This window comes from Paraburkholderia sediminicola (assembly GCF_902859805.1).
Taxonomy (GTDB): Bacteria; Pseudomonadota; Gammaproteobacteria; order Burkholderiales; family Burkholderiaceae; genus Paraburkholderia; species Paraburkholderia sediminicola.
In genome coordinates this window covers 1,479,011-1,504,607 of record NZ_CADIKC010000001.1, presented here as the reverse complement: position 1 = coordinate 1,504,607, position 25,597 = coordinate 1,479,011, and the positions used below count along the sequence as shown (strand labels likewise).

Sequence of the window (25,597 nt, the reverse complement as noted above, 5' to 3'; positions counted from 1 at the left end):
AGTTCAGTCCACGAGACGACTCACCTCTCGCTGATATGGCGACACCTCCTGGAACCGCTCACCTCTCACCGACGTGAAGTCATGCTCCCTGGAACAGCTCACCTTTCGTCGAGGTGGTTGCGTCTCCTGGAATTCCTCACCTTTAGCCATGTTGACGATGTTTCCTGGCGATCCTCACCGTTGACTACGGTGAGGCTATCTCCTGGAATTCCTCACCATCCTGGAATCGCTCACCGTTGCAGACTAGAACTTCACCTTGACCTGAAACCCGATCGTGAACGGAAGATTGTCCGAAGGGATCGGCGGAATCACAATGAAGTTGGCGCCGACGCGCTTGTAGTCGACCATCACGATCGGCGCGGCCACTGGCCCAATCGTATGGTTACGGCCGAGACCCCAATTGCCGTAGTTATAGCCCGAGATGATCCCGCCCATCACCGCAATCCGCACGATCCCCCAGTGCGCGAACTCAGGCGCCCAAACACCGCCGCCATAGTAGGAAGGGCGGCGTAAAGAGTTGCGAAAGCCGCCGGCAGTCAGCGCCCATTGATTGTTCAGCCAGCATTCGACGCCAAGGCCAGGATTGAACTGCTCGAAATGGGTATTGGGGTCTGGATTGATGTGATACGAGCCAAGCATGGCGTCAACCCACACGCCGCCGTCGCACCAATTGCCCGCATGCGCAGCGGAGGCTGCGGCGAGGCTCGCGACGAGCGCTACGGCCGCGTGTCGAATCTGCTTTTTTGTCTGACGAAAATGCATGTATTCTCCGCCACCGATCGAACGCCGGTGTCATCTATGTTCTAGGTATTCTTGCTTGTCGTCCGTCGCGCACTGTACCTCAACCCGCACGGGCGATGTGGAGGACACGCTCGGGCGCGCGGGCACGGGACGTGCCCCACGGCGCAGACGCAACGATAACGGAGAACCGATGGCAGAGCGGTGAACACCCGGCAGGTATCCACCTTCAATGTCGGAGAAAGGTCTAGAGGCCGAGGTCGGACAGGCCGGGATGGTCGTCAGGACGGCGGCCGAGTGGCCAATGATAAAGACGGTCGGCTTCGCGGATCGGCAGATCGTTGATGCTGGCATGACGGCGCGCCATCAGCCCGTGCTCATCGAATTCCCAATTCTCATTGCCGTACGAACGGAACCAGTTGTTGGAGTCGTCGTGCCATTCGTAAGCGAAACGCACAGCGATGCGGTTATCCGTGAATGCCCATAGTTCCTTGATCAGACGGTAGTCGAGTTCCTTTGCCCATTTGCGGCGCAACAGGCCGACGATCTCTGCGCGGCCATGCGTGAACTCGGCACGGTTGCGCCAGACGCTATCCGGTGTGTACGCGAGCGACACGCGTTCGGGATCGCGGGTATTCCAGCCGTCTTCCGCGGCGCGTACCTTCTGGATCGCGGTTTCGCGTGTGAAAGGCGGAAGAGGCGGGCGGGTTTCGATCGAGTCAGCCATGGTGTGTTTCCTCAGTCAGATTTCTGTGCGCCGGGACGGCGGTCGTTTGCTTCGGGCTTCACTTGGGGTCTTGCTCGCGGACTTACCCGCGAGTGGGTTCGATTCGCTTATGGACTCGGTGTTGAGCAAGGCTTCAGCGGCGGCTCGCGCGTCGAGCGCGGCGTCGGCCTCGCCGCTCACCAGCGCCACGGCGATGGCGCCGTCGAGCAGGATCAGCCATTGGCGCGACAAGCGCGCGGCGCGGCGAGCGTCCATGCCCGATTCGGCCGCGTAGTCATCGCACTGGGTTCGCACGAACACGAGCAGACGTTCCTTGTGTTCACGCGCGACGATCCGGATCGGATCCTCCGCGGAAGCGATTTCGCCGGCCGCGTTCAGAAACGCGCAACCGTGAAAGTCCTCCGACGCAAACCATTCGCGCAGCACGTCGAACATGCCGAGCAGGTGTGCGCGTGCAGTCTTGCCGTGCCGCAACGTGCCCGCGATAAACCAGTTCATCCAGCGTTCGTCGCGCCGCTCCAGCGCGGCGGCGACGAGCGCGTCTTTCGATTCGAAGTGCGTGTAAAAGCTCTTACGCGCAGTACCGGATTGCTTGACGATCGCATCTACGCCCGTGGCATGAATGCCGCCGGCGTAGATCAACGCTTCAGCAGCGTCGAGCAGCCTTTCACGCGCGCTGCCGGACGCAACCGATTCAGTTGGGTTTTGAGTAGCCATGTGCGAAGGGTAGAACGATCATTCTCCTTCGTCAAGTTTTTGTGCGCTTCGGCGGATTGCGGCGCTTGCTGCTATCGTGATGCTGATCGACCAACCGGAACGAATTCCATGAGCATCCCTGTTGTCCGTATCACCTTGGTGCGCGCGTTGCTCAGCGCGGCGCTGCTGACTTCGATGGCCTGCACGCCTTTGCAAGTGCTCACTCATACGGTCAGCCAGAACGAAGCACGCGTGCCGCCCGGCCGCTACGATCTCGATCGGGACCATTGCAGCATCACCTTCGACATCGATCACTTCAAGTACTCGCGCTTTACGATGCGCTTCGATCGCAGGCAGGGGCAACTCGACTGGAACGAAGGCGGGATGGACAAGAGTAGCGTAGCGATCACGATCGACGCTGCGAGCATCGATACGAATGTGCCGCTACTCGACAAGATGGTGAAAAGCGACAGCATGCTCGACGTCGCGCGCTATCCGGAGTTGCGCTTCGTCAGCACGCATTTTGAGCGCACCGGCGAATCGCGCGGCACATTGACCGGCGATCTGACGATTCACGGCGTTACGCAACCCGTGACACTCGATGTGACCTTCAACGGCTTCGCGCCCGATCCGCTTACAAAAAAAGACACGCTCGGCTTTTCCGCGGAAGGGCATTTCAGCCGCGCGAAGTTCGGTTTGTCGACGTGGTATCCGGCTGTCGGCAACGATATTCATGTGCGTATTCAGGCTGAGTTCGAAAAAACGCCCGCAGGCGCGTGAGCGCGGTGCGGGCGTTTTGCTTCAGCAGTTGCGCTTGAGTGCAGCGCTTTTCAAATCACGCGGCGGTCCAGTCGAGAATCACCTTGCCGCTCTCCCCTGAGAGCATCGTGGCAAACGCTTCCTGATAATCGTCGACCTTGAAGTGGTGCGTAAGGATCGGCGAAAGGTCCAAACCACTCTGCAGCATCGCGACCATCTTGTACCAGGTCTCGAACATCTCGCGGCCATAAATGCCCTTGATTTCGAGGCCTTTGAAGATCACCTGAGTCCAGTCGATCGCGGTCTGCGCGGGCGGAATGCCGAGCAGCGCAATTTTGCCGCCGTGGTTCATGGCTTCGAGCATGCTGGTGAAAGCGCTCGGTACACCTGACATTTCCAGCCCGACATCAAAACCTTCGGCCATGTGCAGATCCGCCATCACGTCGCGCAACGATTCACGCGAGACGTTCACGGCACGCGTTGCGCCCATCTTGCGCGCGAGTTCGAGGCGATAGTCGTTGACGTCGGTGATCACCACATTGCGTGCGCCAACGTGTTTCGCAATTGCCACCGCCATGATGCCGATCGGCCCGGCGCCGGTGATCAGCACGTCTTCGCCAACCAGGTTGAAAGACAGCGCGGTATGCGTGGCGTTGCCGAACGGATCGAAGATCGCGGCGAGATCGTCGGAGATTTCAGGCGGAATCTTGAACGCGTTGAACGCGGGAATCACGAGGTATTCGGCGAATGCGCCTTCACGATTGACACCAACGCCCACCGTATTACGGCACAAATGCCGGCGTCCTGCACGACAGTTGCGACAGAAGCCGCAGGTGATATGCCCTTCGCCCGACACGCGATCGCCGATCGCAAAGCCGCGCACTTCCTGACCCATCTCGACGATTTCGCCGACGTATTCGTGGCCGACATGCATCGGTACGGGAATCGTCTTTTGCGCCCAGTCGTCCCATTTCCAGATGTGGATATCGGTGCCGCAAATCGCGGTGCGCGTGATGCGGATCATCACGTCGTTGTGACCGACTTCGGGCTTCTTCACATCCGTCAGCGTGAGACCCGGTGCGCGTTCGAGTTTTGCCAATGCTTTCATGTGCGCCTCCGCTTCAGATAACACCGAGTTGACGGCCGACGCGCGCAAATGCGTCGACAGCTCGATCGATTTGTTCCGGCGTGTGCGCGGCGCTCATTTGCGTGCGGATGCGCGCGCGGCCTTTGGGCACCACGGGGAACGAGAAGCCGATCACGTACACGCCTTCCTTCAACAACGCGTCGGCCATGTTCGATGCGAGTTGCGCGTCGCCGAGCATGACCGGAATGATCGGGTGTTCGCCGGGCACAAGCGTGAAGCCGAGCGCGCTCATTGCGCGGCGGAAATGCGCGCCGTTTTCGCGCACGCGCGCACGCAGTTGCGCGCCTTCGTCGCTGGCGAGCAATTCGAGTACTTTCAGCGAGGCGGCGGCGATGCTCGGCGTCAGCGTGTTCGAGAATAGATAGGGACGTGAGCGTTGACGCAGCAGATCGATGACTTCCTGGCGCGCTGCAACGTAGCCGCCCGATGCGCCGCCCAGTGCTTTGCCGAGCGTGCCGGTAATGATGTCGACGCGCGACAGCACACCGCAATGTTCCGGCGTGCCGCGCCCATGTTCGCCGACGAAACCAACTGCGTGCGAATCGTCGACCATGACCAGTGCGCCGTAGCGGTCGGCGAGATCGCAAATGCCGGCGAGGTCGGCGATGATGCCGTCCATCGAGAAGACGCCGTCGGTAGCGATCAGCTTGAAGCGTGCACCGGCGGCATCGGCTTCTTTCAACCTTGCTTCGAGATCCACAAGGTCATTGTTCTTGTAGCGAAAACGCTTCGCCTTCGACAGCCGCACACCGTCGATGATGCTCGCGTGATTCAGCTCGTCGCTGATGATGGCGTCGTTGTCGTCGAGCAGGGTTTCGAACAGACCGCCGTTCGCATCGAAACAGCTGGAGTAGAGGATGCAGTCGTCGGTTTGCAGAAATGCGGCCAGCGCCTTCTCGAGGTCTTTGTGCACGGTTTGCGTGCCGCAAATGAAACGCACCGACGCCATGCCGAAGCCGTCGTTGTCGAGGCCTTGTTTCGCGGCCTCGATCAGCCGTTCGTCGTTGGCCAGACCGAGATAGTTGTTCGCGCAGAAATTCAGCACTTCCGTGCCATTCGCAAGACGCACGTCAGCCGACTGGGGGCTGGCGATCACGCGCTCGTTCTTGTAAAAACCGTCGGCGCGGATCTGCTCGAGTGTGCCGCGCAGATGGGCGAGGTAAAGGTCACGCATGAACCAGACTCCTGAAAGGGTGGTGCGCCCCGACATGTCCGGCATTTGCGGCATGTTCGACGTCGAGACGGGCTGTTATAGTCGGCTGTCAGTTTTATCGGATATTTTCGTTTTTCCGAACTAAAATCCGGTATGTCGAACAACTCTAAACGATAGGTCAGTAAATGGCAAGTTCGGGAATCCGCCGCGCAGCAGCCAACGCGGCACCCATTTCAGGCGCGAGTCCGGTCCAGGCGATCGCTGCGCCGCCTCGCGTCGGCGAGCAGATTCAGCGTCTGCGCGCCGAACGGCGCATGACGCTCGACGACCTGTCGCGCGCGGCCGGCGTATCGAAATCGATGCTCTCGGAAATCGAGCGCGACAAGGCCAATCCGACGATTGCGGTCGCCTGGCGTCTGACGAACGCTCTCGGCGTCAGTCTCGATTCGCTGTTCGCGCCTCAGAAGGCGCCGGAGGCGATTGCGGTGTCGGGTCCGCACGACATCCCGACTTTGAGCGGGCACGAGGCCAAGTATCAGTTGCGTGTCTGGGGTCCGATCGAATTGGCCGGCAAGTTCGAGTGGTACGAGCTGACGCTGCAGCCGGGCGGGGCGCTGGTGTCGAACGCACACGAACCCGGCACGCGTGAGCATTTGACGGTACTGCAGGGATCGATCGAGATCGAGGCGGCGGGCGCGACGAAGCGGCTCAAGGCGGCGGACACCGCGCGCTATGTTGCCGACGAGCCACACGCGATCCGCAACGCCGGAAAGGGAGAGGCGAAAGCGCTGCTGGTGGTGATTCACGGCTGAGGGGCAGGCGCACCGCTGCAGGGTGATGTCTGAATTGGACTGAATTGTCCGCTCGGCCAAGGTTGCGCGAGACACTGTATATTTGTACAGTACAGGGTGTCGACTGGAGCCGATAATGAACGACCTGACCACCGAACAAGCCGAGCATGCTCTGGCCGCGCTGCGCTATCAAACCGCGGCGCGCGATCTTGAACACATCGTGCGCAACATCGCCGCGCGCTACATCGTCCAGCAGGTGCCGCTCTCGTGGCGCCTGCTTCATGCAATCGAAGCTGAGGCGTTGGCAGACCTCGGGTTTGCCAGCCGGCACGACGCGATCATGCTCGGCCTGTTCCAACGGCCGTCCGAGTTGCCCTATCCGGAAACGGACGAAGCGGTGGACTTCGGCACATCCACCGCATTGCCGGCCGTGTTTGCCTTTGCCGTCTCGGCCTATGAAGAGGCGGCACGCCGCGCCGCACAACCCACTTCTAAAGACGCGCCGCTAAAGCACGCACGGGCGTGGGGCGATTGACTCAGGCGCTGTATTTTCATCGGTTGCCACCTACAATATGCGCAACTAACGGAAAGATAGCGTATGTCACCTCCTAATCTGTCCGACCCGGTCCCACGCCCTGCGCCGTCAACCGATCTCTTCGATCAGGAACGGGAAGACTGGCGACGCGATCCGCAAATCGCGTTCGACGCGTGGCTTGCCAAGCAACATTTCAGGCGTTCTTCTGCTGAAGTCTATCAAGCACAGTGGGGGCTTTTCCTCGACTGGCTTGCGGTTCGTCAAAAAAGCCTGGTCACCGTCGATACGCAAACCATCGCCGAATTCGTGGGCGGCCTCGAGATTCGAAAACCGCAACGCATCAGGTATTTGCGGCTCATTGAACGAGTGCTGGATCATGTGCGCGAAATCGAATCCGCGTCGACTAATCCTGCGCGCTTCATTGCTCAGGATGGCGAAGCAGCATGGCGGAATGCGCGCGATAATGACCCGACCGGGTTTCTCAATCATGCAGAGCGCGCCGCGCTCATTGCACATCTGTTTTCGCCCTTGCCGGTTTTGTCCGTCGCGCAGCGCTGGAGAGAGCGACGTGACCGTGCATTGATTGCTGTGTTTCTTGGCGGTGGCGTCAAGACCGGGGAGGCGGCGGCACTTACGGTTAGTTGCGTGAATGTTGGCTCACCGTGGGTCACGATCGAGTCCGCGAATCCGATGCTGACGCGCCGCACCCGGCTCGCGCCCTTCGCGGCGGCCGTTCTCGACGCATGGCTTGCGGAACGGCGCCTTTCCGAACTGGCCGGCAATCTGGTCTTTCCCGCTTCGCCTTCCGGACGCCCAATGCACAAGGCGACCATGCTGCGCGGCGTCGATGCATTGATCGACGCCGCAGGCATTGCCGCGTCGCGAGCGTCGCGCGCCAGTCCGCAGACTTTGCGCAACACCTTCGCGGCAGATCTGTTCGAGAGTGGAGTTGAAGCGGAACAGGTCGGGCAATGGCTGGGATTTGTCCAGGCCGTGTCTGCCAACCGTTTGTATCGGGCATGGCAAAGATGGATGGATCAGCAGGATTCGCCAACCGTCGATGAACCGGATCCAGCCGCTCCACCATTGCCCACGCCTAGGCGCGACGGGCGTTTGACGAGAAAAGGGTGAGTGGAATGATCCTGAAAGCACTCACCCTACGGGTCCCGAATTTCCTCACCTTTGGCGATTTGTCCGTTATTACGTGTGCGTCGAGGGTCATGCCGACGCTGCAATCGACCCACTCGATAAAAACCGGCTAACCGCCTCCAGCCTTGATTCGCCGGGTCCCGACGAGTGATCGCATTCCGGACACTGCAGTTCGAAGCGGTGATCCACTTGCGACAACTCAGGCTCACCTTCCTCACATTTTGGACAGCGCAGCGGCAGCGTGACATGGCCGTCCGCCGCGGTACCGATCGCCGCCAACTCGTCGGTCGTGAGCCTGCCGGCTTCGACCAGCGAGCACAACAGGATCGCGACGGCGGGATCGATGTCCTGTTGGCCGCGCAGCGCCGCAACTTCTTTCGTCAAAACATCCACTTCGTGAGACTGCTCGCGCAGTTGCGCGTCGAGCCGGTCGCCGCGCGCCTTCGCCGCAGCGAGTTGCTGAATAAACTCGAATTCCTTTCGACTGGCGTCACGCACTCCCGATTGGTAGGTGGCCGCCATGCTGCGCAAGGAATCGAGTTCGACCAGCATGGGTTTCACACGGCGCTCGGCTTCGGCGACGGCGTCCTTGATCTGCTGCGCATAGTGCTCGGTGCTTTGCCGCAATTCGACATGCAGCGCATCGATGCGGTCGCGGAGCGCCGCGTTAGTTGCCTGTTCGGTATCGAGGCGTTGCCGCAACGTTTCGTTTTCGCCGTCGAGTCGACGCACCGTGGACTGCAAACCTTCCTGGTGAGCGGTCCCATGTGTGGCGGCGCTGGATAGCTCGGTCTCGAGTGCGCGAACACGGTCCCAGGCGGCTTCAGCTCTAAGTTCGCTGCGCTTGATCGCTTCTTCTGACGCATCGCGGCGAATTTCCGCTTCTCGTGCGCGTTGGTCGGAGAGAGTGACTTGGGCTCGAATTTCCTCGCGTTCGCTGTCGAGGGTGGAGCGGGCGTGGACGACGGCTTCTTCGAAAAGAGCGCCCAATAATTCGCCAGCGCGGTCTTCCAGTGCTTTGGGGATAGCGCCAGCGCCGACTTTGACGCGCGATACCGTTCGGATGCGTTCCCAGAAATGGTCGATGTCCTTAGGGATATCGCTCGCGCTGCCTGTTTGAGTGAGATCGCGAACGGCTGCCATGGACGGGCGAATGCCCAAATCGAAGAAAAGTCGCTTGCAAGCATGCAGTGACAGTTCTTGCCGCCGGGCTCCGCTCGCCCTCAACGATTCAAGCTCGTCACGGATGGCTTGCCGTTCCTGGTCCAGATTCATGTATACCTCGATGTCGCTCGAATTGGATGAATCATAACAATTTACGTATTGTTTGCTACGTATTTGTTGGGGACGAGTGTTATTTAGCCAATTGGCGCGTTTTGACGTTGCTGGTAGCTCACAGGATCGGAGCAAGCTGCATTTTTCCGTGAAACAAAACGAAGACTAGCCAATAAGCTGTTGTAAATAAAGAGATTTCAGCAGTTTCTTTCTGATCGCTCACTGTTTCACGAAGGCGTAATGCGAGCGGTGGGGGTGGAGCGGTCTTGTCCGAAGGACGCGCGGGGAAAGTCTAGAGAGTAATAAAAGTAAACACCTTTGAACCCATGTTAAAAACGTTAACGCCATGGCAAACCCTTACCAGGCAGGCGTTCCAGCCCGACAAGGTGAAGCTTTACGGGAGGGGTGGTGAGGTCTTGCGGGAGTGTTGAGTGATGAGGTTCGGGGGCCTCGGTGAGCGGGTCCGGGACAGAACGTGAGCGGGTTCAGGAGCTGGTCCAAAAGTGCGGTTTCGCTAAAGGTGAGATTTTGCGGGACCTGAGAGTCCGGGATCGCCCGGCGGCGCTCAAAAGTAGGTGCGTAGCTCGATGGACCTTAAGGTGAGCGCTTTCGGGACCGTCGCGGACCACAGATTTTGGCCTTATTTGGGCCTCGTAAACCCCATTGGTGAGTCAAGACAGGAGAAAACGCGAACCGAAGGTGAGACTTTCCGGGGCCGAGGCGTCATTTTTGCCTCAATTTTGTGCATTTAGGGGCTTGAGGTGAGTGTTTGCGGGAGCTGAAGCTGATTTCGGCTCAAATTCGCTTCGATGTGTCGACAGGGTCGGTCGATCACGGTTGCGGAAAGGTGAGCGAATTCGGGAGACCTGGATCGAGGCGATAGCCGACTCGTCAAAAAGGCTGTTTTGGGCCTGAGGTGAGGTTTTTCGGGAGCCTTTTGAGACGTCTGTGTTCGCTAAGGTGAGGAAATGCAGGACCGAAATGGCCACAACGGGCCGGAAAAGCCCTACTGACGCTGTCAGATTCATTCCGATTTTGTGGCTACGAAAATCTTAAGGTGAGGTTTTTCGGGGCCTTTCGGCTTGCGGCCGGAAACGCCGAATTTCACTGAAAAGCTGTCAAAGGTGAGGATATACGGGAGTATGTGCCCATGACTCGGTGAATAGCGGACCGATAAGTCAATGAAATCATTGGATAATTTTTGTGCGCTGCGCAAAGGTGAGGTTTTTCGGGGGGCCTTTTTCATGCACTGCGTGGGCCTGTTTCGGGTTCATAGGTGAGGCTTTTCGGGACTATTTATCGGTGTTTTTTCAGCGCCCCAGGTCTGGAGGCCGCGTCGTTCCAAGCGCTCAGCTAGCGTTAAGGTGAGCTTTTTCGGGGGAGATTCTCGCGACTCAGATCTCACTCACGCATGAATGAGGTGTCTTGCTGCGAGGTTTGGCAGCCATTTGCTCAATTGGGCACGCTGCGATTGCCGTGCGCGTCTGCGCGCCGAAGGCCACATGGCCTCAATCGACGCGTGTGCGTGCCGGCGAGCTTGGGCGTGGCGCCCTGCTTAGGAAGGAGGCTCGGCGCGCTTGGTGACGTTCTCCCCTCCCCTATCCGCTGAAATCGGCAGAAATGCATCCGAGCCACCGATTGAGTACGAGTGCGCCTCGCTCGCAACGCGCGTGCAGCCAAAATTCACGAAAATTTTTTGAGGTGAGACGATTCGGGATCGAATGGCTCCCGTTCGCGGCAGGTCAGAAATCGGTCAATTTTCTGGAGGCCGCGACCTGTAAGGATGCCCTGAACCTGGCGCGAAACGGGTGAGGTGAGGGTTTTCGGGAGTTGCTCGAGGTGAGTCGTGCCTCGTAAACTCACTTCACCGGGAACGGTGAGACCCGTGCTATAGACGCGTATCACCACAGCCGGTATGCTCTCGCCAAATCCCTCCTCGACCAGACGCATGGCCACGAAGCGCGCGAAGAAGACAGATGTAGTCAGCCCGAGCTCGGCCGAATTACGCAAGGCCGTTGAGGCGATCGCCATCCAGCCCAAGAGCGGCAAGATCACGCTCCTCACCCGCAAGCTGTTCAACGTTCTCCTTGCCGTCGCTCAGCAAGCTGACGAGTCCGGTGATACCTATCGGGCCTTGCTGTCCGACATCGTCGCCAATTCCGCATTCGATTCGAACGACACGGCGCTCGTGAAGGAGCACCTGCGGCGCATGGTGTCGGTGCAGGTGGAATGGAGTACCGGCACGTCCAGCCAGAAGCCGGGCCGGAAATGGGGTATTTCCACGCTGATTGCCGACGCGGAAATTCTCGAAGATCCCACCACTCGCCGCGTGTGGGTGGAGTTCTCGTTTGCGCCGAAGATCAAAAAGAAGCTGCTCGATCCGGTTCAGTATGCGCGGTTGAGCCTGCAGTTCCAGAGCCAGCTGCGCAGTAGCGCGGGCCTCGCACTTTACGAGATTTGCGTTCGCTACCTGACCAACCCGAGCCATCTGACGATGCGCGAAACATGGGAATGGTGGCGCCCTATTCTTTCCGGCACGCCAGACACCGAAGCGGGTGACGAGGCGAAGCGCGAGTACAAGTACTTCAAGCGCGATTACCTGCGCCCGGCCATCGCCGAAGTCAATGCGGTCACCAACATCTTCGTCGAGTTGATCGAACACCGCGAAGGGCGGCGGGTTGCCGAGATCCAGTTCCGCGTGACCGAGCGTAAGCAGCCCATGCTGGCGCTCGACGAACACCCGAATGTGTTCGACAGCACGCTGGTCGACCGGATGGTGAAGATCGGCATTCCGCTGAAAGAAGCGCAAACACTGTACGCCGATAGCGAAGAAAACCGAATTCGCGCGGCGCTGCAGATGACCGAGCAACGCATGCGCAGCACGTCTCTGCCCGCTGTGCGCAGCGCTCCGGCTCTGTTCAAGGACGCGTTGAAGAAGGGCTATGCGCCGCCGGTCGAGGCGCTGGCGTCCGGTAGCGGCGGTAAAGCCGCGGTGGCTGCGCCGGCGGACGACCTGAAAGCGCGTCTGCTTGGCGAGTACTCGGCGGTTCGCCGCAAGGAAGCGCGCGAGCTATACGACGAGCAAGGTGAGTCCGAACGGGAGATCGCGCGGAAGTCGTTTGAGGACGACGTGTTACCGGATCTCGGTACACACATGCGGGATGACTGGCGCCGTCGTGGGCTGGATTCGAAGATCGTCGAAACGGCGTTCTTCGATTGGCTGGCTCGCAAAACCTGGGGCGAACCCACCGATGGCGACCTGCTCGCCTTCACGCTGAGCCAATCGCGCGCGGCGTAATCGTCAAGATCGCATCAAGAAAAACGGCGGCCACTTTCGTGTGCCGCCGTTTCTTTTCCTGCTGATGCTTTCCCTTGGTTACTTCAGCATCTTTTCAATCTGACGAAGGATGTCGTCACGCTTTTCACGGGTGAGGCCCTTCAGGCGCAGTTCGATTCGGTCGTCCCCATACGATTTCAGATCGCCGACCGAGACGCCGCCGAGCTTGATTTCCAGACGCTGCGCATAGCGCTGCCGACCCGCCGGCTTGGTACTTTCCTGCGCACTTGCTCGGCCTTTGACGATGTCCGCAACCTGTCGCGTGCTCAGGTCGTCCGAGAGGATTTTGTTGATCAGGCGCAGCGTAGCGTCGGCGCCGCGGGCAGTGTGATAGCGGCCCACCTGATACGCCATGTTCGAACCAAAACGGTCAGGCCTTGCGACCATCTCGTGCATCACCACCTCGGGTAGCTTAGCAATCGACAGGGCGACCGCGACGGTCGACTCGTCTAGTCCGAGGTGTTCGGCAAGCTCCTTCTGGCTCTGGAAATGCCGATCGTCGAGAAAGCGTTTCCAGACGACGGCGTTGTCGAACACGGTCTGCGAATCGCGCTGGACGTTGAGGTCGTAGCCAAGCTTATAGCTCTGGATGCCGATCGGCAGATCGATGACGATCGCCTTCACCGATTCCTTGTTCGCTTCTTTAAGCGCCCGCACGCGCCGGCCGCCGTCGCTGACGAAGTAGGTACCGGGGTTGTCGTAATCGGGAATGACGTGAATTGCCTGCTGCTGGCCCTGCTTCGCCAGATTGACAGCAAGCTCGGCAATCGACGCCTTCAGATAGAAATGGCGCGGGTTGAACGGGCTCGGTTTGATCGTCTTGAGCGCGAGCTCGATGACCTGGCCAGGCCGGTAAGCGTGTTCGATCCGCCAGGCACGGTAGGCCGCCGACTCATTGGCGATATCCGCATCTTCGAGTTCGGCAACGTCCTGCGACAGGACCGGCTGGATGACGCGGTTCGGTACGTCGCCAGTCGGGGCGCCATTCTTGACCAAACCGTCGATCGCGTTCAGGCGGTCGAGAGCGGTTCGCTTTTCGCTGCTAGTCGTATCAGGACGTGCTTGAAAGCCTTTGGCGAATTGGGAGGGTTTCATTCAGGGTCCTTTATGCGCATAAATTCAGGGGAGCAGGGCTGCGATCTCGTTGGCGCACGCCCGTACTTCGATGGCGGCGAGCTTGGCGCCACGATCGTTCATCTGAAGCACTGTCTGCCCTAACGCCATTGCCTGCTTATAGGCTTCGCGCGTCGGGATCTGGGTCTTGAGCAGTGGGAAACCGAGCTCTTCCAACGCACGCTTCAGTTCGCGCGTCAGCATCCGTTTCTCTTCGGTCTTATTCAGCAGGAAGACGGCGCGCAGATCCTCGTTCATGACCTGAGCCTGCTGCACGAGTTTCACCAGTCCGACACTCGACCAATAGTCGGCGGGCGACGACGACGTCGGCATGATCGCGACGCTCGCCGCGAGCAGCACGACGCCGGACACTTTCTCGGTGATGGAGGGTGGGCAGTCGACGACGATGATGTCGTAGTCAGCCACGAATTTCTTGATCTCGCGATGGATCTGGCTGCCGGCTTCGGAGAGGTTGACGACCGGGAAAGGAATGCCAGTTTCGCCGTCTGATGATGCGCTGGCCCAATGGACCAGGGTGTTTTGACCATCTGCGTCTACGACGAGGACGCGTTTCCCTTTTTCATGGAACGCAGCCCCGAGGTGCATCGCGATTGTGCTCTTCCCGACCCCACCCTTCTGCTGAGTTACCGCGATGATTTCTGCTGCCAATCTTCACCTCCTCTTTTTAGACGCAAAAGGATTTTACCTGGATGAATTCGCATTTCAATCGTTTTTGTGTAAACGCGAGAAGAATTAGCCGAACGGGATAGGTTTATGCGCATAAAGGGTGTGGCGTGGCTGAGCTAAAGCGCAATGGGTGTGATGCGCGTATCAATGGCGATAGGTTTACGGCGCCTGAGAGATTTCAGCTGCTGCGAGGTATCGAAGAGGACTCGGCTAAAGGATTCGGTGCGATGTGAAGCTACGCCCTCCTCGGGTATGGGGCGTGGTGCATCAGCTGTCTCGGATCCGGCACTGTCCTCTTCGCCGAGGGGGCGCTGTTGCCGCATCGCTTTTTGCATGGCGCTGCCGTTGGCGGCATTGAGGTTTATACAGGTCAAGTCGTGTCCCGCGAGCCGTCACGCGTAGGCACCTTTATGCGCATAAACTTTGCGGGCGTGAGTCAAGCATGGAGCCGCCGTTGCTGTGGGGGTGACCGCAGGGATCGATGCATGATCCTGCGGCACGGCACGGCACGGCACGGCACGGCACGGCACGGCACGGCACGGCACGGCACGGCACGGCACGGCACGGCACGGCACGGCACGGCACGGCACGGCACGGCACGGCACGGAGCTGGGACTGGGACTGGGACTGGGACTGGGACTGGGACTGGGACTGGGACTGGGACTGGGACTGGGACTGGGACTGGGACTGGGACTGGCGTGGTGGCCGTTTGAAGCTTCGCGCCCATGTATAGAAAGGAGGAGATCAACCAGCATGAGTTGAAGCCTTCAGGCGAACGGCCCAAGCCATCCCACAGCACGTGACGAAAACTCGACAACTTCCGGCAGCCGCTTTATGCGCATAAACCGAACGACACCATCACCAACAGGCAGCGCCCCTTCCCACCCCAACGAAACTCGACCGCCCCCATCCGCCTGCACTGATATCCACCCAACTCCCCGCACCCGCTAAAATCCCCACGAAAAACTCCCTGCACCCCACCACAAGCAACGCTCACCCAATCAACCATGATCACCATCTACCACAACCCTCGCTGTTCAAAATCGCGAGCTACCTGCGACCTGATCGCCACCACCTACAACAGCGGCAACGAACCAACGGAAATCATCGAATACCTGAAGCAGCCGCTCACGATCACGCAGTTGAAGCAAATCAACACACAGCTAGGCTGCACCGTCCGCGAGATGATCCGCGACACCGAGGCCGAATACAAAGCACTCAATCTCTCCGACACCACACTGAGCGACGCTCAGTTATACGAAGCATTGGCAAAGCACCCCATCCTTCTGCAACGACCGATCGTCGTGCGAAACGGGCGAGCCATGATTGGCCGCCCGCCGGAAAATGTCGAAGCGCTATTCGCCCAGGTGTAGAAGCATCGCGGTCTATGTGACCTGAGCGCAGGTGACCTAAGCCTTGGCAGGCAATGCCGCGTCCTTCGTCACGATCTTTGTCGGGATGATGCGCAGATCGCTGAATGTGTCGGCAATACGTTGCTGCTCTGCAAGCACGGTCGCGTCGATCGGTTTGTAGACGTGCGCGTAGTGCCGCAAACCTGCTTCGATCACGCCGGCGTCAAGGCCCTGAATCGGCGCGAGCTGAGCGGCTGCTTCGCTGTAGTGCCCGCGTATCCACTCGCCCTCTTTACTCACTGCATCCATCACGATCGCGATCACTTCGCCGTTTTTCTCCGCAAACGGCCGCGCGCTCAGGAAGAACTGATGGTGACTCACGATACCTTCGGCGTCGGCGAGCAAGCGGGCATTCGACTGGCGTTTTGCTGCCTCGAGGAACGGGTCCCAGATCGCCCATGCGTCGATCGCACCGCGTTCGAAGGCCGCGCGCGCATCGGCGGGCGCCAGAAAAACGGGTTGAATGTCGCTGTACTTCACGCCGCTCTTCTGCAATGCGGCGACCAGAAACCAGTGAACGTCCGAACCTTTATTGAAAGCGATCTTTTTGCCCTTCAGATCGGCGACCGTTTTGATCGGTGCGTCCTGATGGACGAGAATCCCTTCGGCATGCGGCGTCGGAATTTCATATGCCGTATAGACGAAGTTCGCGCCGGCCGCCTGCGCGAACACCGGCGGCGCCTCGCCAACGTAACCGAAGTCGATCGCGCCGACATTCAATCCTTCGAGCAGCTGCGGGCCGGCGGGAAACTCAGTCCATTTGACCGTGATGCCAAGCGGGGCGAGCTGCTTTTCGAGCGTGCCGTGCGCCTTCAGCAACACGAGCGTATTGGCCGCTTTCTGATAACCGATGCGAAATTCTTTCGCATGTGAATCTGCGGCGAAGACTGACGTGGAGACAACGGGCAAGGCCGCGGCGGCCAGCGAGGCGCCCACGCCGGCGATAAACGCACGGCGCGTGAGCAAAGGATGACGGGACATAAAAGTGCTCGTTAAAAAAACGGACGCGAAACGGACCGATTAGCTTCGACGATAATTCGTCTGCAAGCCTGGACGAACCGATAAATTCGCATAAGCAAATCACGTCGGCGGGGGCGGGACACCCTGGAGATTCCGCTCTGCGTGTCTGACTGCGTCAAGTCACCTTGCCCCGCTACAATCCGTCATCCGCGCGCGGTCGCGGCTGCGTCAATCGGAAAAAGGGACATCGTGCATCTGACGACAACACTCGCGCCGTGGTCATCCCACGACACTCAACTGATTTTGTCGTGCGTGCTCGGGCTCGCACTGATCATCGTTTTCATCAGCGTGCTGAAGCTCGCGCCGTTTCTGTCGATTCTGGTCGGCACGTTCGCGGCGGGCTTTTCGGCCGGTCTACCGCTGGAGGCCGTAGCCAGCGCATTCAGCAAAGGCGCGGGTGCGTTGCTCGGCGATGTCGGCATCATCATCGCGCTCGGGGCCATGCTCGGTGCGCTAATGGCCGAATCGGGCGCCGCCGACCGGCTCGTCTCAACCATCCTCAAACATTCCACGCCGCGCACGCTGCCGTGGATGATGGCGCTGGTGGCAATCATCGTCGGCCTGCCGCTCTTCTTTGAAGTGGGCCTGGTGATGATGGTGCCGATCATCTTCGTGATGGCGCGCCGTTCGCAGCAGCCGATTCTGCGGATTGCGATTCCCGCGCTCGCCGGTATGACCACGCTGCACGCGCTGTTGCCACCGCATCCGGGTCCGCTGATTGCCGTGAGCGCGCTGCATGCCGATCTCGGCCTGACGCTCGGTCTCGGTCTGATCGTTGCGATTCCGGCGGTCATTCTGGCGGGGCCGGTCTACGGTATCTGGTTGTCGAAGCGGATGCACGTGGTCGAGCCGGAAGAAATGGGCAAGCTCTTCACCGCGGAACAGAGCACCGGCGAGCCGCCGAGTTTCGCGATCTCGCTCATCACGATCCTGTTGCCGGTCGTGCTGATGCTCGGTCGCACGGTTGCCAGGCTTCTGCTCCAACCCGAGACTTTCCTGTTCGACGCGCTCAATTTTCTCGGTGAGCCGTTGGTCGCGCTCGGCCTCACCGTGCTATTCGCGGTGGTGGCGCTGGGCTGGTCGCGCGGTATGGCACGCGACCGGGTCGGCGGCATTCTGCGCAAGAGCTTGCCGCCGATCGCCGCGTTGCTGCTGACCATCGGCGCAGGCGGCGGACTCAAGCAGGCGCTCGTGGTGGCCGGCATCAGCACGACGATCGGCAAGATCGCGGTCGGCGCGCACATGCCGCTGATTCTGCTGGCGTGGCTGATCGCCGTCGCGCTGCGGCAGGCCACCGGCTCCGCGACGGTTGCGACCACCACGACCGCCGGTATCGTCGCGCCGGTCGTCGCGGGCCTCAGCGCCACGCACAATTCGCTGATGGCGCTCGCGATCGGCGCTGGTTCCGTGTTCTTCTGCCATGTGAACGATGCGGGCTTCTGGATGGTGCGCGAGTACTTCGCGCTGCAATTGAAGCAGACGGTGATGGTCTGGTCTGTGCTGCAGACGATCGTATCCGTCGTCGGCCTCGTTTTGACGTTCGCGTTGTGGACCGTGTTGACCTGAGCCTGGCCTGGGGATCGCAAACGGTGGCAGGAATTGACGCCTGGCTGTCAATTCCGTATGGCCCGGTCCGCTTACACTGCTTCGACACAAACGACGCGCAGTCTCGCGCGTCGTTTCCCTGCCGACCCGGAGCCTCCATGCTTGAACTGAGACCGTCCTGCGAAGGATGCTGCAAATCACTGCCGCCGAACGCGCCCGACGCGATGATCTGCACGTACGAATGCACCTTCTGCGAAGTGTGTGCGCTCAGTACGCTGCGTAACGTGTGTCCGAACTGTGGCGGCAATTTCCAGCATCGGCCGATCCGCACACGCGCGCAGCTGGCCAAACATCCGGCCGGTGCCGAAGCGCACCCCGTATCCATCGACGAAGCGTCACACGTAAGCTTCTTCGAGCGTTACCGGAACACGCCGCCCGGCGAGCGCTAACCAGCGCCACCTCAATCCTCACTACCGCCCGTGCCCGGCGTCGCAATCCCGCTCGCCGTGCGCGCCGCCACGCGCAGCAGACGGATCTGTTTGCGGTAATTGCGGCAGCCGCTGCAAGTCGGCAGATGCAGCCGGATGGCGACCCATTCGCCGGTCGTTAAACGGCGGTCGAGCGCGTCCGACAACAGCCGCGTGATGTGCTTACACTTCCCCATTCGCATCCTCTCTGGATAGGCCCTTTTCGCTCAGGCAAGTGCGCAAGCGCAGCCGCGCGCGGTAGATCAGCACGCTGCAGTGATTGGCGGTCATCTGCAGTTCAGCGCAGATTGCTTCGGTTTCGAGATCAAGGAATTCGCGCATCATGAACACGCGGCCGATGTGCTCAGGCAGGTGTTCCAGACACATCTCGAACAAGGTCCAGAATTGCTGCTGGCGCAGCGCGCTTTCCGGTGTCGGCCATGGTTGCGGTTTGCTCTCGCGTGACCAGTGGCCGTTGTCCTTGAAGAGCTCGCGATCGAGCAGCGCCTCGCCGTCAATTTCGGATTCGAGCGCCGACAGATTCACCGTGCGCTGCCGGGCGCGCAAGGTGTCGACAAGCTTGTGCCGCAGGATGCCGAACACCCACGTCTTGTGCTCCGATTGCGCGGCAAACCGGTCGGCTTGTGTCCAGGCGGCGGCAAGGGCCTCCTGGACGGCGTCTTCGGCGGCAGCGGCATCGCGCAGTTGCAAACGGGCGAAGCGCAACAGGTCGCGCCGCAGTTGCGTTAGATAAACGGGATCATCGAGCGCCGGCCCGCTTACTTGCGCCATGGCAGGCTCCATCGCCGCGCTCGAGGTTGCCGCATGTTTTCTTCTGGATCGTTGTGGTTCATAGGCGGGTGGGTCTCCTTGCGCAGTTCCCGGACGGGTGCGCCATTCTCCCGCACGTTCCAGCGCAAGCGAATTGGTATTGAACATATGCCCGCCTGCAAGCGATGACCTGATGCCCTTAGTCGTGCCGCAACGGGCTTTATGACAGTAAAAAACATTATTGCGAAAAATGAAATCAAGGCTGCGGCAGTGCAACCGTAACTTCAAGCGCATGGGCGAGGCCTGCAGTGGCGCGCGTCTCAAGCCCGCAGCAAACACGCCGCCGGATTATTTCAATATTTGAAAAAACATCTTCTTGTCTTCGGTATTTGTAGGCGGACACTGAATCGCTATTCTCCACTCCATCGATCGCCACAGATCGCGAACCAATCGCCGAAGAGGAGTAGCACCATGAAACGCATTCTTACCGCCCTGATCGCTTCCGTCGCCCTGTTTGCTGCCGCGTCGGGCGCAGCTCAAGCTGCTGCACCGAGCCAATGCAGCGGCCCGGCATCGTACTGCAACGTGTTCTTCGGCAACTAATCGTCTGGCGGACACGGTCGGACATCGGTCCGGCACAAGTTTGTTGACGAGACAGGTTTTCGAAATCAAGAAAGGGCGCCGATAAAGGCGCCCTTTTTGCATTTAATCCCGCACGTTTGACGCACGTGCGAAGCATCCGCAGAACAGGGCTGCGAATCCATTTCACTCGTGTACGAGCGTCGAGAAACAGAAAGCGGTACGCAATACCCGGCACTCCGAAGCAACACCCGCGCCCGGCGCGCAAATGCGCCTAATGCTCACTCTTCTAACGTGTTACAGTGAGCCAACAGCTTGCAGTTCTCCTGCGCAGTCCCTCAGGCATCAGCCTCTCATCACAGCGCCCTGAATCGAACGGGGTCCTTTCCTTCTACTTCGCTTGACGGTGTTGTCGGCGTGGCCTCACAAGCACCGCTCCTGACGCGCATCGTCGCCGACCAACACCTTGTTCGCTGAAACGCCGCGACTCGCCCGGCGTCAGGCCCAACACACAGCGCACACGTTTCAAGCGAGATCCTTTACCGGAGACGACTACCATGAACAATACGATCAGAAGCTACCGAGGCCTTGAGATTTATCCACTGGTTTATCCGCACCAGCCGCGTTCCGCCGATGGCGTCCGCCACTACGATTCGGGCTTCGACGCCGCAGTGCGAATCTGCCGGCGCGGCACTGACGATTCCTTGACCAGCAGCCGTGTATTTCGCGTGCCGAGCCGTTCTCCGTTCGGCGCGGCCGGCGACGCACGTATTGCATCAGCGAGTTACGCGGAGCGGGTGATCGACGGCATGGTTGCCGGCGAGTCGATCGCCGGACTCTGATGCGCGCACCGATGGCAAGCCATATTTCCAGGCGCTCGCAGGGCGCGAATTCCACGCCGTTGACGGGCCGCGCGAACTATCAGGTCGCCGTGTCATCGCGTCGAACCTCAAGCGGGACGGTGCCGACGCTAAAAGTGACCCGGCTGAGCGACGAGCGTGTGATCTATCCCTTCCAGGGCCACGCGGACATGCCGTTTTTTGACAATGCGGATGCGGCTCAGGTGTTTGCCGAGACGTACGGCTGGCAGCTCGTGGATGGCGACATTGCTGTCCCGGAATGACAGCGAAGAACGTTGAGTTGCCTCAAATCGTCCTAGGCCGAAAGCATGCTTGATTGACAAGGCAAAAGTACCAGTTATCCACAAGGTTATTCAGAGAATCTGTGGATAACTTTTGCTGCCACAGGGTTATCCACCGGTAGCAACTTTCGAGGTTTTGAACGCGTAGCCAGAAGTCGGCGCTTTTTGAGCGCGCGGCCGCCGCACCGCCCGGCTTATTACCTATGATGGACAGTTCGTACCCTTTAGCGCGTCAAGCGCCTAACCTCGAGGAAGCGAACTATGGCCCATCACATCGCAGTGGTCGTCGGCAGCCTGCGCCGCGAGTCGTTCAACCGCCAATTGGCGCAAGCTGTGATTTCACTCGCGCCCGCGGACTTCACCTTCGAGTTCATCGATATCGGCTCCCTGCCGCTCTACAGCCAGGACTACGACGCCGATTATCCCGAAGTCGCCAAACACCTGAAGCAGCGAGTCGAAGCTGCCGACGGCCTGCTGTTCGTCACGCCCGAGTACAACCGCTCCATGCCGGGCGTTCTGAAGAACGCACTCGACTGGGGTTCGCGGCCGTGGGGTACCAATTCGTGGGGTAACAAGCCCGGCGCGGTGCTCGGCACCTCGCTCGGCGCGACCGGTACGGCGCTGGCGCAACAGCATCTGCGCAACGTGCTGGCGTACCTCGATGTCGCCACGCTTGGCCAGCCTGAGGTATTCATCAAGCACGACCCGGCGGCCATCAACGAGAAAGGCGAGATCGTGAACGACGGCACCCGCAAGTTCTTGCAGAGCTTCGTCGACCGCTACGTCGCGTGGGTCAAACGTCAGACCGCTGCCTGACGGCCGATTCGGGCCAAACCAGGCGATTTTGCCCGCATCCATCCAGACCGAAAAAGACCGAAAAACGCCGGCGTCGCCGCAACTTCACGGCACGCCGGCGCCACCGCCCCCCGTTTAGACGTGATGGTGCCCCGTCACCCGTTCCCAACCATGGCGCACGGCGAGCTTGAAGCGCTCCCACGTGCTGTCGGGCGAGGTGGTTTCCCAATGGCGGCGGGCTTCCGGCTCGACGTCGTCCCATGCCCGGTCGCGAAAACGCGCGTCCTGACCGATTTCCGCGCCGTAGCGATAGGCGGGCACGTAATCTTCATAGCGCGCGTTTTCGGCCGCGTATTGCTCGTCGTAGTGCGTGCGGAAATCCTCTTCGTATTCCAGATACTCGTTAGGCATCTGGCTGCCTAAGCCCGCGGTTGGCTGCCCCGCTTCGGAGACGACTTCCGACGGCTGCAGGATCGCGCCCGAACCCGGCATCGAACCGGCCGCAATCGCGGTACGCCCCGCATCGCCAACCAGCGGGTCGATGACCGGTTCGCTGACGGGGTCGCGCATCGGCCGCTCAGCCAGCGGTGGCGGCACGAACGGCTCGGCGTCGGTGCCCATGAGCGGCGGCGGATAGAGAGGATCGGCCGGGGACGCGGGTTGTGCCGTCGAAGCCGGTGTCGCTACGCCTGGCGTCGTCGCGCTCGACGTATGCGGCGTGCCAGGCGTCACCGCGCCAATACCGAGTTCATCAAGTATCGAATGATCGCGGCTCGATTCCGCCGGCGTGTCCCAATCGGGCGAGCGCTCGCCGATGTCGGTCGCGCCCAGCCTCATCAAGGTATTGCGAGCGAGTTCTGCATGCGATTCGCTGGCTGCGTTCACGCAGACCAGCACGGCCCCGCGGCGCACCGCTTCCGCGTAGCGAGCCGTTTCCGGCGCGCGAGGGCCGCTCGCAAAAAGGCTCGAAAGAAAACGCTCGATGTTGGCGAGCACGCCCGAACCGGCGACCTCGCCGGTTGCGGAGTCGACGGAGGGTTCCGGATTCGCCTGCAGCTCGATCGTTTCGCGTGCAAAACCGGTCTGTACAAGCGTGTCGCGCGCGGCTTCGGCTTGAGAATAGGTGTCGAATAAACCAATCACGGTATGTTGCATGGCTGTCTCCCGACGGTTTCAGGTGGATCGAACGGCGCAAGAACGCGTCGGCCTCCTTCCCCAAAAAAGATCGCAACGATCATGCCGGGGCGGCGCCGCGTGTCCGCGCGCCCGCTGCTGGCCGCTTGCGCCAATGTGATCACGTAGAAACGCGGCATTTCGCTGCCGCGCTTTTACAACCGCCGGTAATTGGCGGCGACGCCGAAAAGGCCGGCGTTAGTCGGCCGGATGGGCCGCCGCAGCCGGATCAGCGCCCGTTTGCGCCAGTTCGCGCTGAATTGCTTGCAGGAGCTCTTCCAGCAACGCGATATCGAAGGGTTTGGACAGCACCCGTACGTTCACATGCCGTGCACGGTCGAGTTCTTCCGCATAACCGGTGACCAGAATGACCGGCAGCCGGGTGTCGAAAGCCTGCACGGCTTCGGCCAGGTCGATGCCGTTCATCGTGCCGGGCATGTGGATGTCCGACAGCACCAGGTCGAACGGCAGCGGCTCGCCGGTGCGCGCCTGCCTCGCGTGGGCGTCGTCGAACAGGCAAAGCGCGATATCGGCGTTGAATACACACGTGACCTGGTGGCCCATCATCTGCAACAGGGCCTCAGTGCCGGCGGCGACTTCGTCGTTGTCCTCCACCAGCAGGATGCGCAAGCCCTGCGGCGCGCCGCTTTCCTCGACGCCCGTTTCAACCGGCGGTTCGGCCTCGGGGGCGGCTGTGGCGCGCGGCAGATAGAGGCGCACCGAGGTGCCTGCGCCGATTGCGCTGTCAATCGCGGCAAGCCCGCCGGAGCGCTCGCAGAAGGCGAAAACCTGCGGCAGGCCGAGACCGGTGCCCATGCCTTTCGGCTTCGTGGTGAAAAGCGGTTCGAAGGCGCGCGCAAGCACTTCAGGCGGCATGCCGCCACCGGTGTCTTCAAGCGACAGTTGCACGAAATCGCCGGTCAGCGGAAAGCCGTCCTGGCGGCGGAAGTTGATATTGGCGGCTCGAACCGTGAAGCGGCCGCCGTTGGGCATGGCGTCGCGCGCGTTCACCGCGATGTTGATCAGCGCCAGTTCGAGCTCGGCGACGTCGACCCGCATGGGCCAGATATCGACGCCGATATCCATCACCAGCGAAATCTTCGCGCCGAGCGATGCGCGTAGCAGTTCGCGGCACGCCGGAAGCCAACGCTCGAGCGCCAGCGTCTCGTTGCGCAACGGCTGCTTGCGCGCGACGCCGAGCAATTGCCGGGTGAGCGACTGGCCGCCCTTGAGCGCCCGCTCCATCGCCGACAATTCGCGGTCGAGCCCCGGCGCGCCGCGCCGCCGGGCGATCTGCACATTGGCCGAGACGATCATCAGCAGGTTGTTGAAATCGTGCGCCACGCTGCCGACCAGATTGCCGAGCGCCTCCATCTTGCGCGATTGACGATACGCGGATTCGATCGAGCGGCGCATCGAGGCCTCCGCCTGCCAGCGCTCCCACGCCTCCTCTTCGGCGCTGAGGCGCCGCAGCGACAGCCAGATCACGCACCACAGCACGATGGATGGCGTGAACATCGACAGAATCAGTACGCTCAGGTGCCGATACCACGCGGCCCAGATCGCCGAGGTGCGATAGCCGCACAACGCGTAGACCGGATAGGCGCCGATGCGCCGGAACGCGAGGATCTCGTTGTCGTCGTCAATGTCGGAATGCATGCGTACGACGCCGGCTCGCCGCCCTTGCGCCAGTGCTTCGGCCAGTGGCGAATGCGGCGCCATGGCCTGCGGCTCGCGCGGGCGGCGCGGATAGTGCGCGAGGATAGCGCCGTCGGTGCGCACGAGGCTCATGATCATCGGCGTGGTGTCGCTGCCGCCGAGCAATTCGCGGTAGAACGCATCGAAATAGCTGGGCCGCAGGGCGACCGAGACCACTCCCGCAAACGAGCCGTCGGCGGCGAGCCGCTCCACGCCCGTGTTGAATACCTGTTCGCCCACAACATGTCCCGTCATGACCTTCGAGACATGCTCGAGACCCTTGCCGTCGCGAATGCCGGTGAAATCGTCGCGGTCGGCAATCGACAACTCCGGCGCAGGATAGAAACGGCTGGTGGCGAGCAGATCCCCTTCACGGCCGAAGATCGAGACGGCCGCCACCTGGGGATAGCCGCCGCCCATGGTGCGCAGCTTCTCGTGAATCTCGCCTTCCTGAGCGCGGATGCCGGTGTCGTCCAGACCTTGCGTCAGATCGACAATGCGCGAGTCGAGCGTCTCGTTCATGTCGAACACTTTGAGCGCGTGTTCTTCCGCCACGCGCACGGTGCGCAGCGTCACGTTGGTCGCGTCGGCCATGCGCGCGCGCAGATCGCTGAACGCCATCGCGGCGACGTACACGCACGGCAGCACGATGGCGGCGACCAGAAGCGCGATCAGCGTGATGCGCCGGACGTGGAAATTCTGTTCCGGTACGGCCGGAAACCGCGCCTCGTCCTGGTGGCTAGCGGGTGGGCGGCTCGCTTCAGGCGGGTCGAACCGTTCTGATGTCATGGTCGGTAACGCTAAGGTCGTTCTGGACGAAAAGGCCGGGAGTCGGCGTCATACGAAAAGCATAGACATGTAGCAGCCGTACTGGTTACTGTGACAAATG

At 60.7% G+C, this 25,597-nt stretch carries 26 protein-coding genes; 13 read left to right on the top strand and 13 right to left on the bottom strand.

Translation table 11 applies throughout. The features are described 5' to 3' along the window. Positions 1–243 precede the first annotated feature (243 nt). From R8871_RS06785 to R8871_RS06775, 3 genes are all read right to left on the bottom strand, one after another. Positions 244–762 (bottom strand): hypothetical protein, encoded by a 519-nt coding sequence (locus R8871_RS06785; RefSeq protein WP_175049621.1) that lies wholly within the window; start codon positions 760–762, stop codon positions 244–246. Between the two features lie 223 nt (positions 763–985). Beyond that, positions 986–1,465: a nuclear transport factor 2 family protein gene (locus tag R8871_RS06780; RefSeq protein WP_093634345.1), complete on the bottom strand. Its 480-nt coding sequence runs from the start codon at positions 1,463–1,465 to the stop codon at positions 986–988. A gap of 15 nt (positions 1,466–1,480) precedes the next feature. Then, positions 1,481–2,182: a TetR/AcrR family transcriptional regulator gene (locus tag R8871_RS06775; protein WP_175049620.1), complete on the bottom strand. Its 702-nt coding sequence runs from the start codon at positions 2,180–2,182 to the stop codon at positions 1,481–1,483. A 108-nt stretch (positions 2,183–2,290) separates the two neighbouring features. Between R8871_RS06775 and R8871_RS06770 the strand changes: the two genes are divergently transcribed. Continuing rightward, positions 2,291–2,941: a YceI family protein gene (locus tag R8871_RS06770; protein WP_175049619.1), complete on the top strand. Its 651-nt coding sequence runs from the start codon at positions 2,291–2,293 to the stop codon at positions 2,939–2,941. Between the two features lie 55 nt (positions 2,942–2,996). On the opposite strand, the gene tdh is transcribed toward R8871_RS06770, so the two are convergent. Together tdh and R8871_RS06760 are read right to left on the bottom strand one after the other, a co-directional pair. Beyond that, positions 2,997–4,028 carry an L-threonine 3-dehydrogenase gene (gene tdh, locus R8871_RS06765; RefSeq protein WP_028195988.1) on the bottom strand — a complete coding sequence of 344 codons (1,032 nt, stop codon included), beginning with the start codon at positions 4,026–4,028 and terminating at the stop codon, positions 2,997–2,999. A gap of 13 nt (positions 4,029–4,041) precedes the next feature. Then, entirely contained in the window at positions 4,042–5,241 is a 1,200-nt protein-coding gene (locus tag R8871_RS06760; protein ID WP_093634342.1) for a glycine C-acetyltransferase, read from the bottom strand. 164 nt (positions 5,242–5,405) lie between these two features. Here R8871_RS06760 and R8871_RS06755 point away from each other — a divergent pair, with 164 nt between their 5' ends. The 3 genes from R8871_RS06755 to R8871_RS06745 all read left to right on the top strand — a co-directional run bounded on the left by R8871_RS06755 (position 5,406) and on the right by R8871_RS06745 (position 7,677). Continuing rightward, positions 5,406–6,032, top strand: coding sequence for a helix-turn-helix domain-containing protein (locus R8871_RS06755; protein WP_175049618.1), 627 nt, complete (start codon positions 5,406–5,408; stop codon positions 6,030–6,032). Positions 6,033–6,147: 115 nt separating this feature from the next. Continuing rightward, a complete protein-coding gene (locus tag R8871_RS06750) occupies positions 6,148–6,546 on the top strand; it encodes a DUF2471 family protein (protein WP_093634340.1) in 399 nt (132 codons plus the stop codon). Between the two features lie 63 nt (positions 6,547–6,609). Further along, on the top strand, positions 6,610–7,677 hold the full coding sequence (locus R8871_RS06745; protein WP_175049617.1) for a tyrosine-type recombinase/integrase: 1,068 nt from the start codon (positions 6,610–6,612) through the stop codon (positions 7,675–7,677). Between the two features lie 87 nt (positions 7,678–7,764). Here R8871_RS06745 and R8871_RS06740 read toward each other — a convergent pair whose 3' ends face one another. Continuing rightward, entirely contained in the window at positions 7,765–8,970 is a 1,206-nt protein-coding gene (locus tag R8871_RS06740) for a DNA-binding protein (RefSeq protein ID WP_175050022.1), read from the bottom strand. A gap of 1,948 nt (positions 8,971–10,918) precedes the next feature. On the opposite strand from R8871_RS06740, the gene R8871_RS06735 reads away from it, so the two are divergent. Next, a complete protein-coding gene (locus R8871_RS06735; protein WP_054034706.1) occupies positions 10,919–12,268 on the top strand; it encodes a replication initiation protein in 1,350 nt (449 codons plus the stop codon). Positions 12,269–12,346: 78 nt separating this feature from the next. On the opposite strand, the gene R8871_RS06730 is transcribed toward R8871_RS06735, so the two are convergent. Continuing rightward, the gene (locus R8871_RS06730; protein ID WP_175049616.1) at positions 12,347–13,402 is read right to left on the bottom strand and encodes a ParB/RepB/Spo0J family partition protein; all 1,056 of its coding nucleotides are present in this window, start codon (positions 13,400–13,402) and stop codon (positions 12,347–12,349) included. 24 nt (positions 13,403–13,426) lie between these two features. Beyond that, positions 13,427–14,089, bottom strand: coding sequence for a ParA family partition ATPase (parA, locus tag R8871_RS06725; RefSeq protein ID WP_054034704.1), 663 nt, complete (start codon positions 14,087–14,089; stop codon positions 13,427–13,429). A 499-nt stretch (positions 14,090–14,588) separates the two neighbouring features. Between parA and R8871_RS06720 the strand changes: the two genes are divergently transcribed. Both R8871_RS06720 and arsC read left to right on the top strand, forming a co-directional pair. Next, the gene (locus R8871_RS06720) at positions 14,589–14,840 is read left to right on the top strand and encodes a hypothetical protein (protein ID WP_175049615.1); all 252 of its coding nucleotides are present in this window, start codon (positions 14,589–14,591) and stop codon (positions 14,838–14,840) included. A 274-nt stretch (positions 14,841–15,114) separates the two neighbouring features. Continuing rightward, on the top strand, positions 15,115–15,480 hold the full coding sequence (gene arsC, locus R8871_RS06715; protein WP_175049614.1) for an arsenate reductase (glutaredoxin): 366 nt from the start codon (positions 15,115–15,117) through the stop codon (positions 15,478–15,480). Positions 15,481–15,516: 36 nt separating this feature from the next. Here the strand turns inward: arsC and R8871_RS06710 are convergent, their stop codons facing one another. Further along, entirely contained in the window at positions 15,517–16,500 is a 984-nt protein-coding gene (locus R8871_RS06710; protein ID WP_175049613.1) for a sulfonate ABC transporter substrate-binding protein, read from the bottom strand. 228 nt (positions 16,501–16,728) lie between these two features. Between R8871_RS06710 and R8871_RS06705 the strand changes: the two genes are divergently transcribed. Then, positions 16,729–18,105 (top strand): GntT/GntP/DsdX family permease, encoded by a 1,377-nt coding sequence (locus R8871_RS06705; RefSeq protein WP_175049612.1) that lies wholly within the window; start codon positions 16,729–16,731, stop codon positions 18,103–18,105. A 137-nt stretch (positions 18,106–18,242) separates the two neighbouring features. Continuing rightward, a complete protein-coding gene (locus R8871_RS06700; RefSeq protein ID WP_175049611.1) occupies positions 18,243–18,533 on the top strand; it encodes a DUF1272 domain-containing protein in 291 nt (96 codons plus the stop codon). Positions 18,534–18,544: 11 nt separating this feature from the next. Here R8871_RS06700 and R8871_RS06695 read toward each other — a convergent pair whose 3' ends face one another. Together R8871_RS06695 and R8871_RS06690 are read right to left on the bottom strand one after the other, a co-directional pair. Beyond that, positions 18,545–18,748: a zf-HC2 domain-containing protein gene (locus R8871_RS06695; protein ID WP_175049610.1), complete on the bottom strand. Its 204-nt coding sequence runs from the start codon at positions 18,746–18,748 to the stop codon at positions 18,545–18,547. Further along, positions 18,735–19,343: an RNA polymerase factor sigma-70 gene (locus R8871_RS06690; RefSeq protein ID WP_175049609.1), complete on the bottom strand. Its 609-nt coding sequence runs from the start codon at positions 19,341–19,343 to the stop codon at positions 18,735–18,737. The genes R8871_RS06695 and R8871_RS06690 overlap by 14 nt, the downstream gene beginning before the upstream one ends. Positions 19,344–19,793: 450 nt before the next feature. On the opposite strand from R8871_RS06690, the gene R8871_RS38685 reads away from it, so the two are divergent. The 4 genes from R8871_RS38685 to R8871_RS06675 all read left to right on the top strand — a co-directional run bounded on the left by R8871_RS38685 (position 19,794) and on the right by R8871_RS06675 (position 21,858). After that, complete coding sequence (locus tag R8871_RS38685) at positions 19,794–19,925, top strand: hypothetical protein (RefSeq protein ID WP_281370220.1); 132 nt, start codon at positions 19,794–19,796, stop codon at positions 19,923–19,925. Positions 19,926–20,458: 533 nt separating this feature from the next. Beyond that, the gene (locus R8871_RS06685) at positions 20,459–20,743 is read left to right on the top strand and encodes a hypothetical protein (protein ID WP_175049608.1); all 285 of its coding nucleotides are present in this window, start codon (positions 20,459–20,461) and stop codon (positions 20,741–20,743) included. Between the two features lie 11 nt (positions 20,744–20,754). After that, positions 20,755–21,024 carry a DUF6723 family protein gene (locus R8871_RS06680; RefSeq protein ID WP_246287430.1) on the top strand — a complete coding sequence of 90 codons (270 nt, stop codon included), beginning with the start codon at positions 20,755–20,757 and terminating at the stop codon, positions 21,022–21,024. Positions 21,025–21,303: 279 nt separating this feature from the next. Then, entirely contained in the window at positions 21,304–21,858 is a 555-nt protein-coding gene (locus tag R8871_RS06675) for an NADPH-dependent FMN reductase (RefSeq protein ID WP_175049606.1), read from the top strand. 114 nt (positions 21,859–21,972) lie between these two features. Here R8871_RS06675 and R8871_RS06670 read toward each other — a convergent pair whose 3' ends face one another. Further along, a complete protein-coding gene (locus R8871_RS06670) occupies positions 21,973–22,992 on the bottom strand; it encodes a hypothetical protein (RefSeq protein ID WP_175049605.1) in 1,020 nt (339 codons plus the stop codon). A gap of 216 nt (positions 22,993–23,208) precedes the next feature. Next, complete coding sequence (locus R8871_RS06665; protein WP_175049604.1) at positions 23,209–25,497, bottom strand: hybrid sensor histidine kinase/response regulator; 2,289 nt, start codon at positions 25,495–25,497, stop codon at positions 23,209–23,211. Between the last annotated feature and the right edge of the window lie 100 nt (positions 25,498–25,597).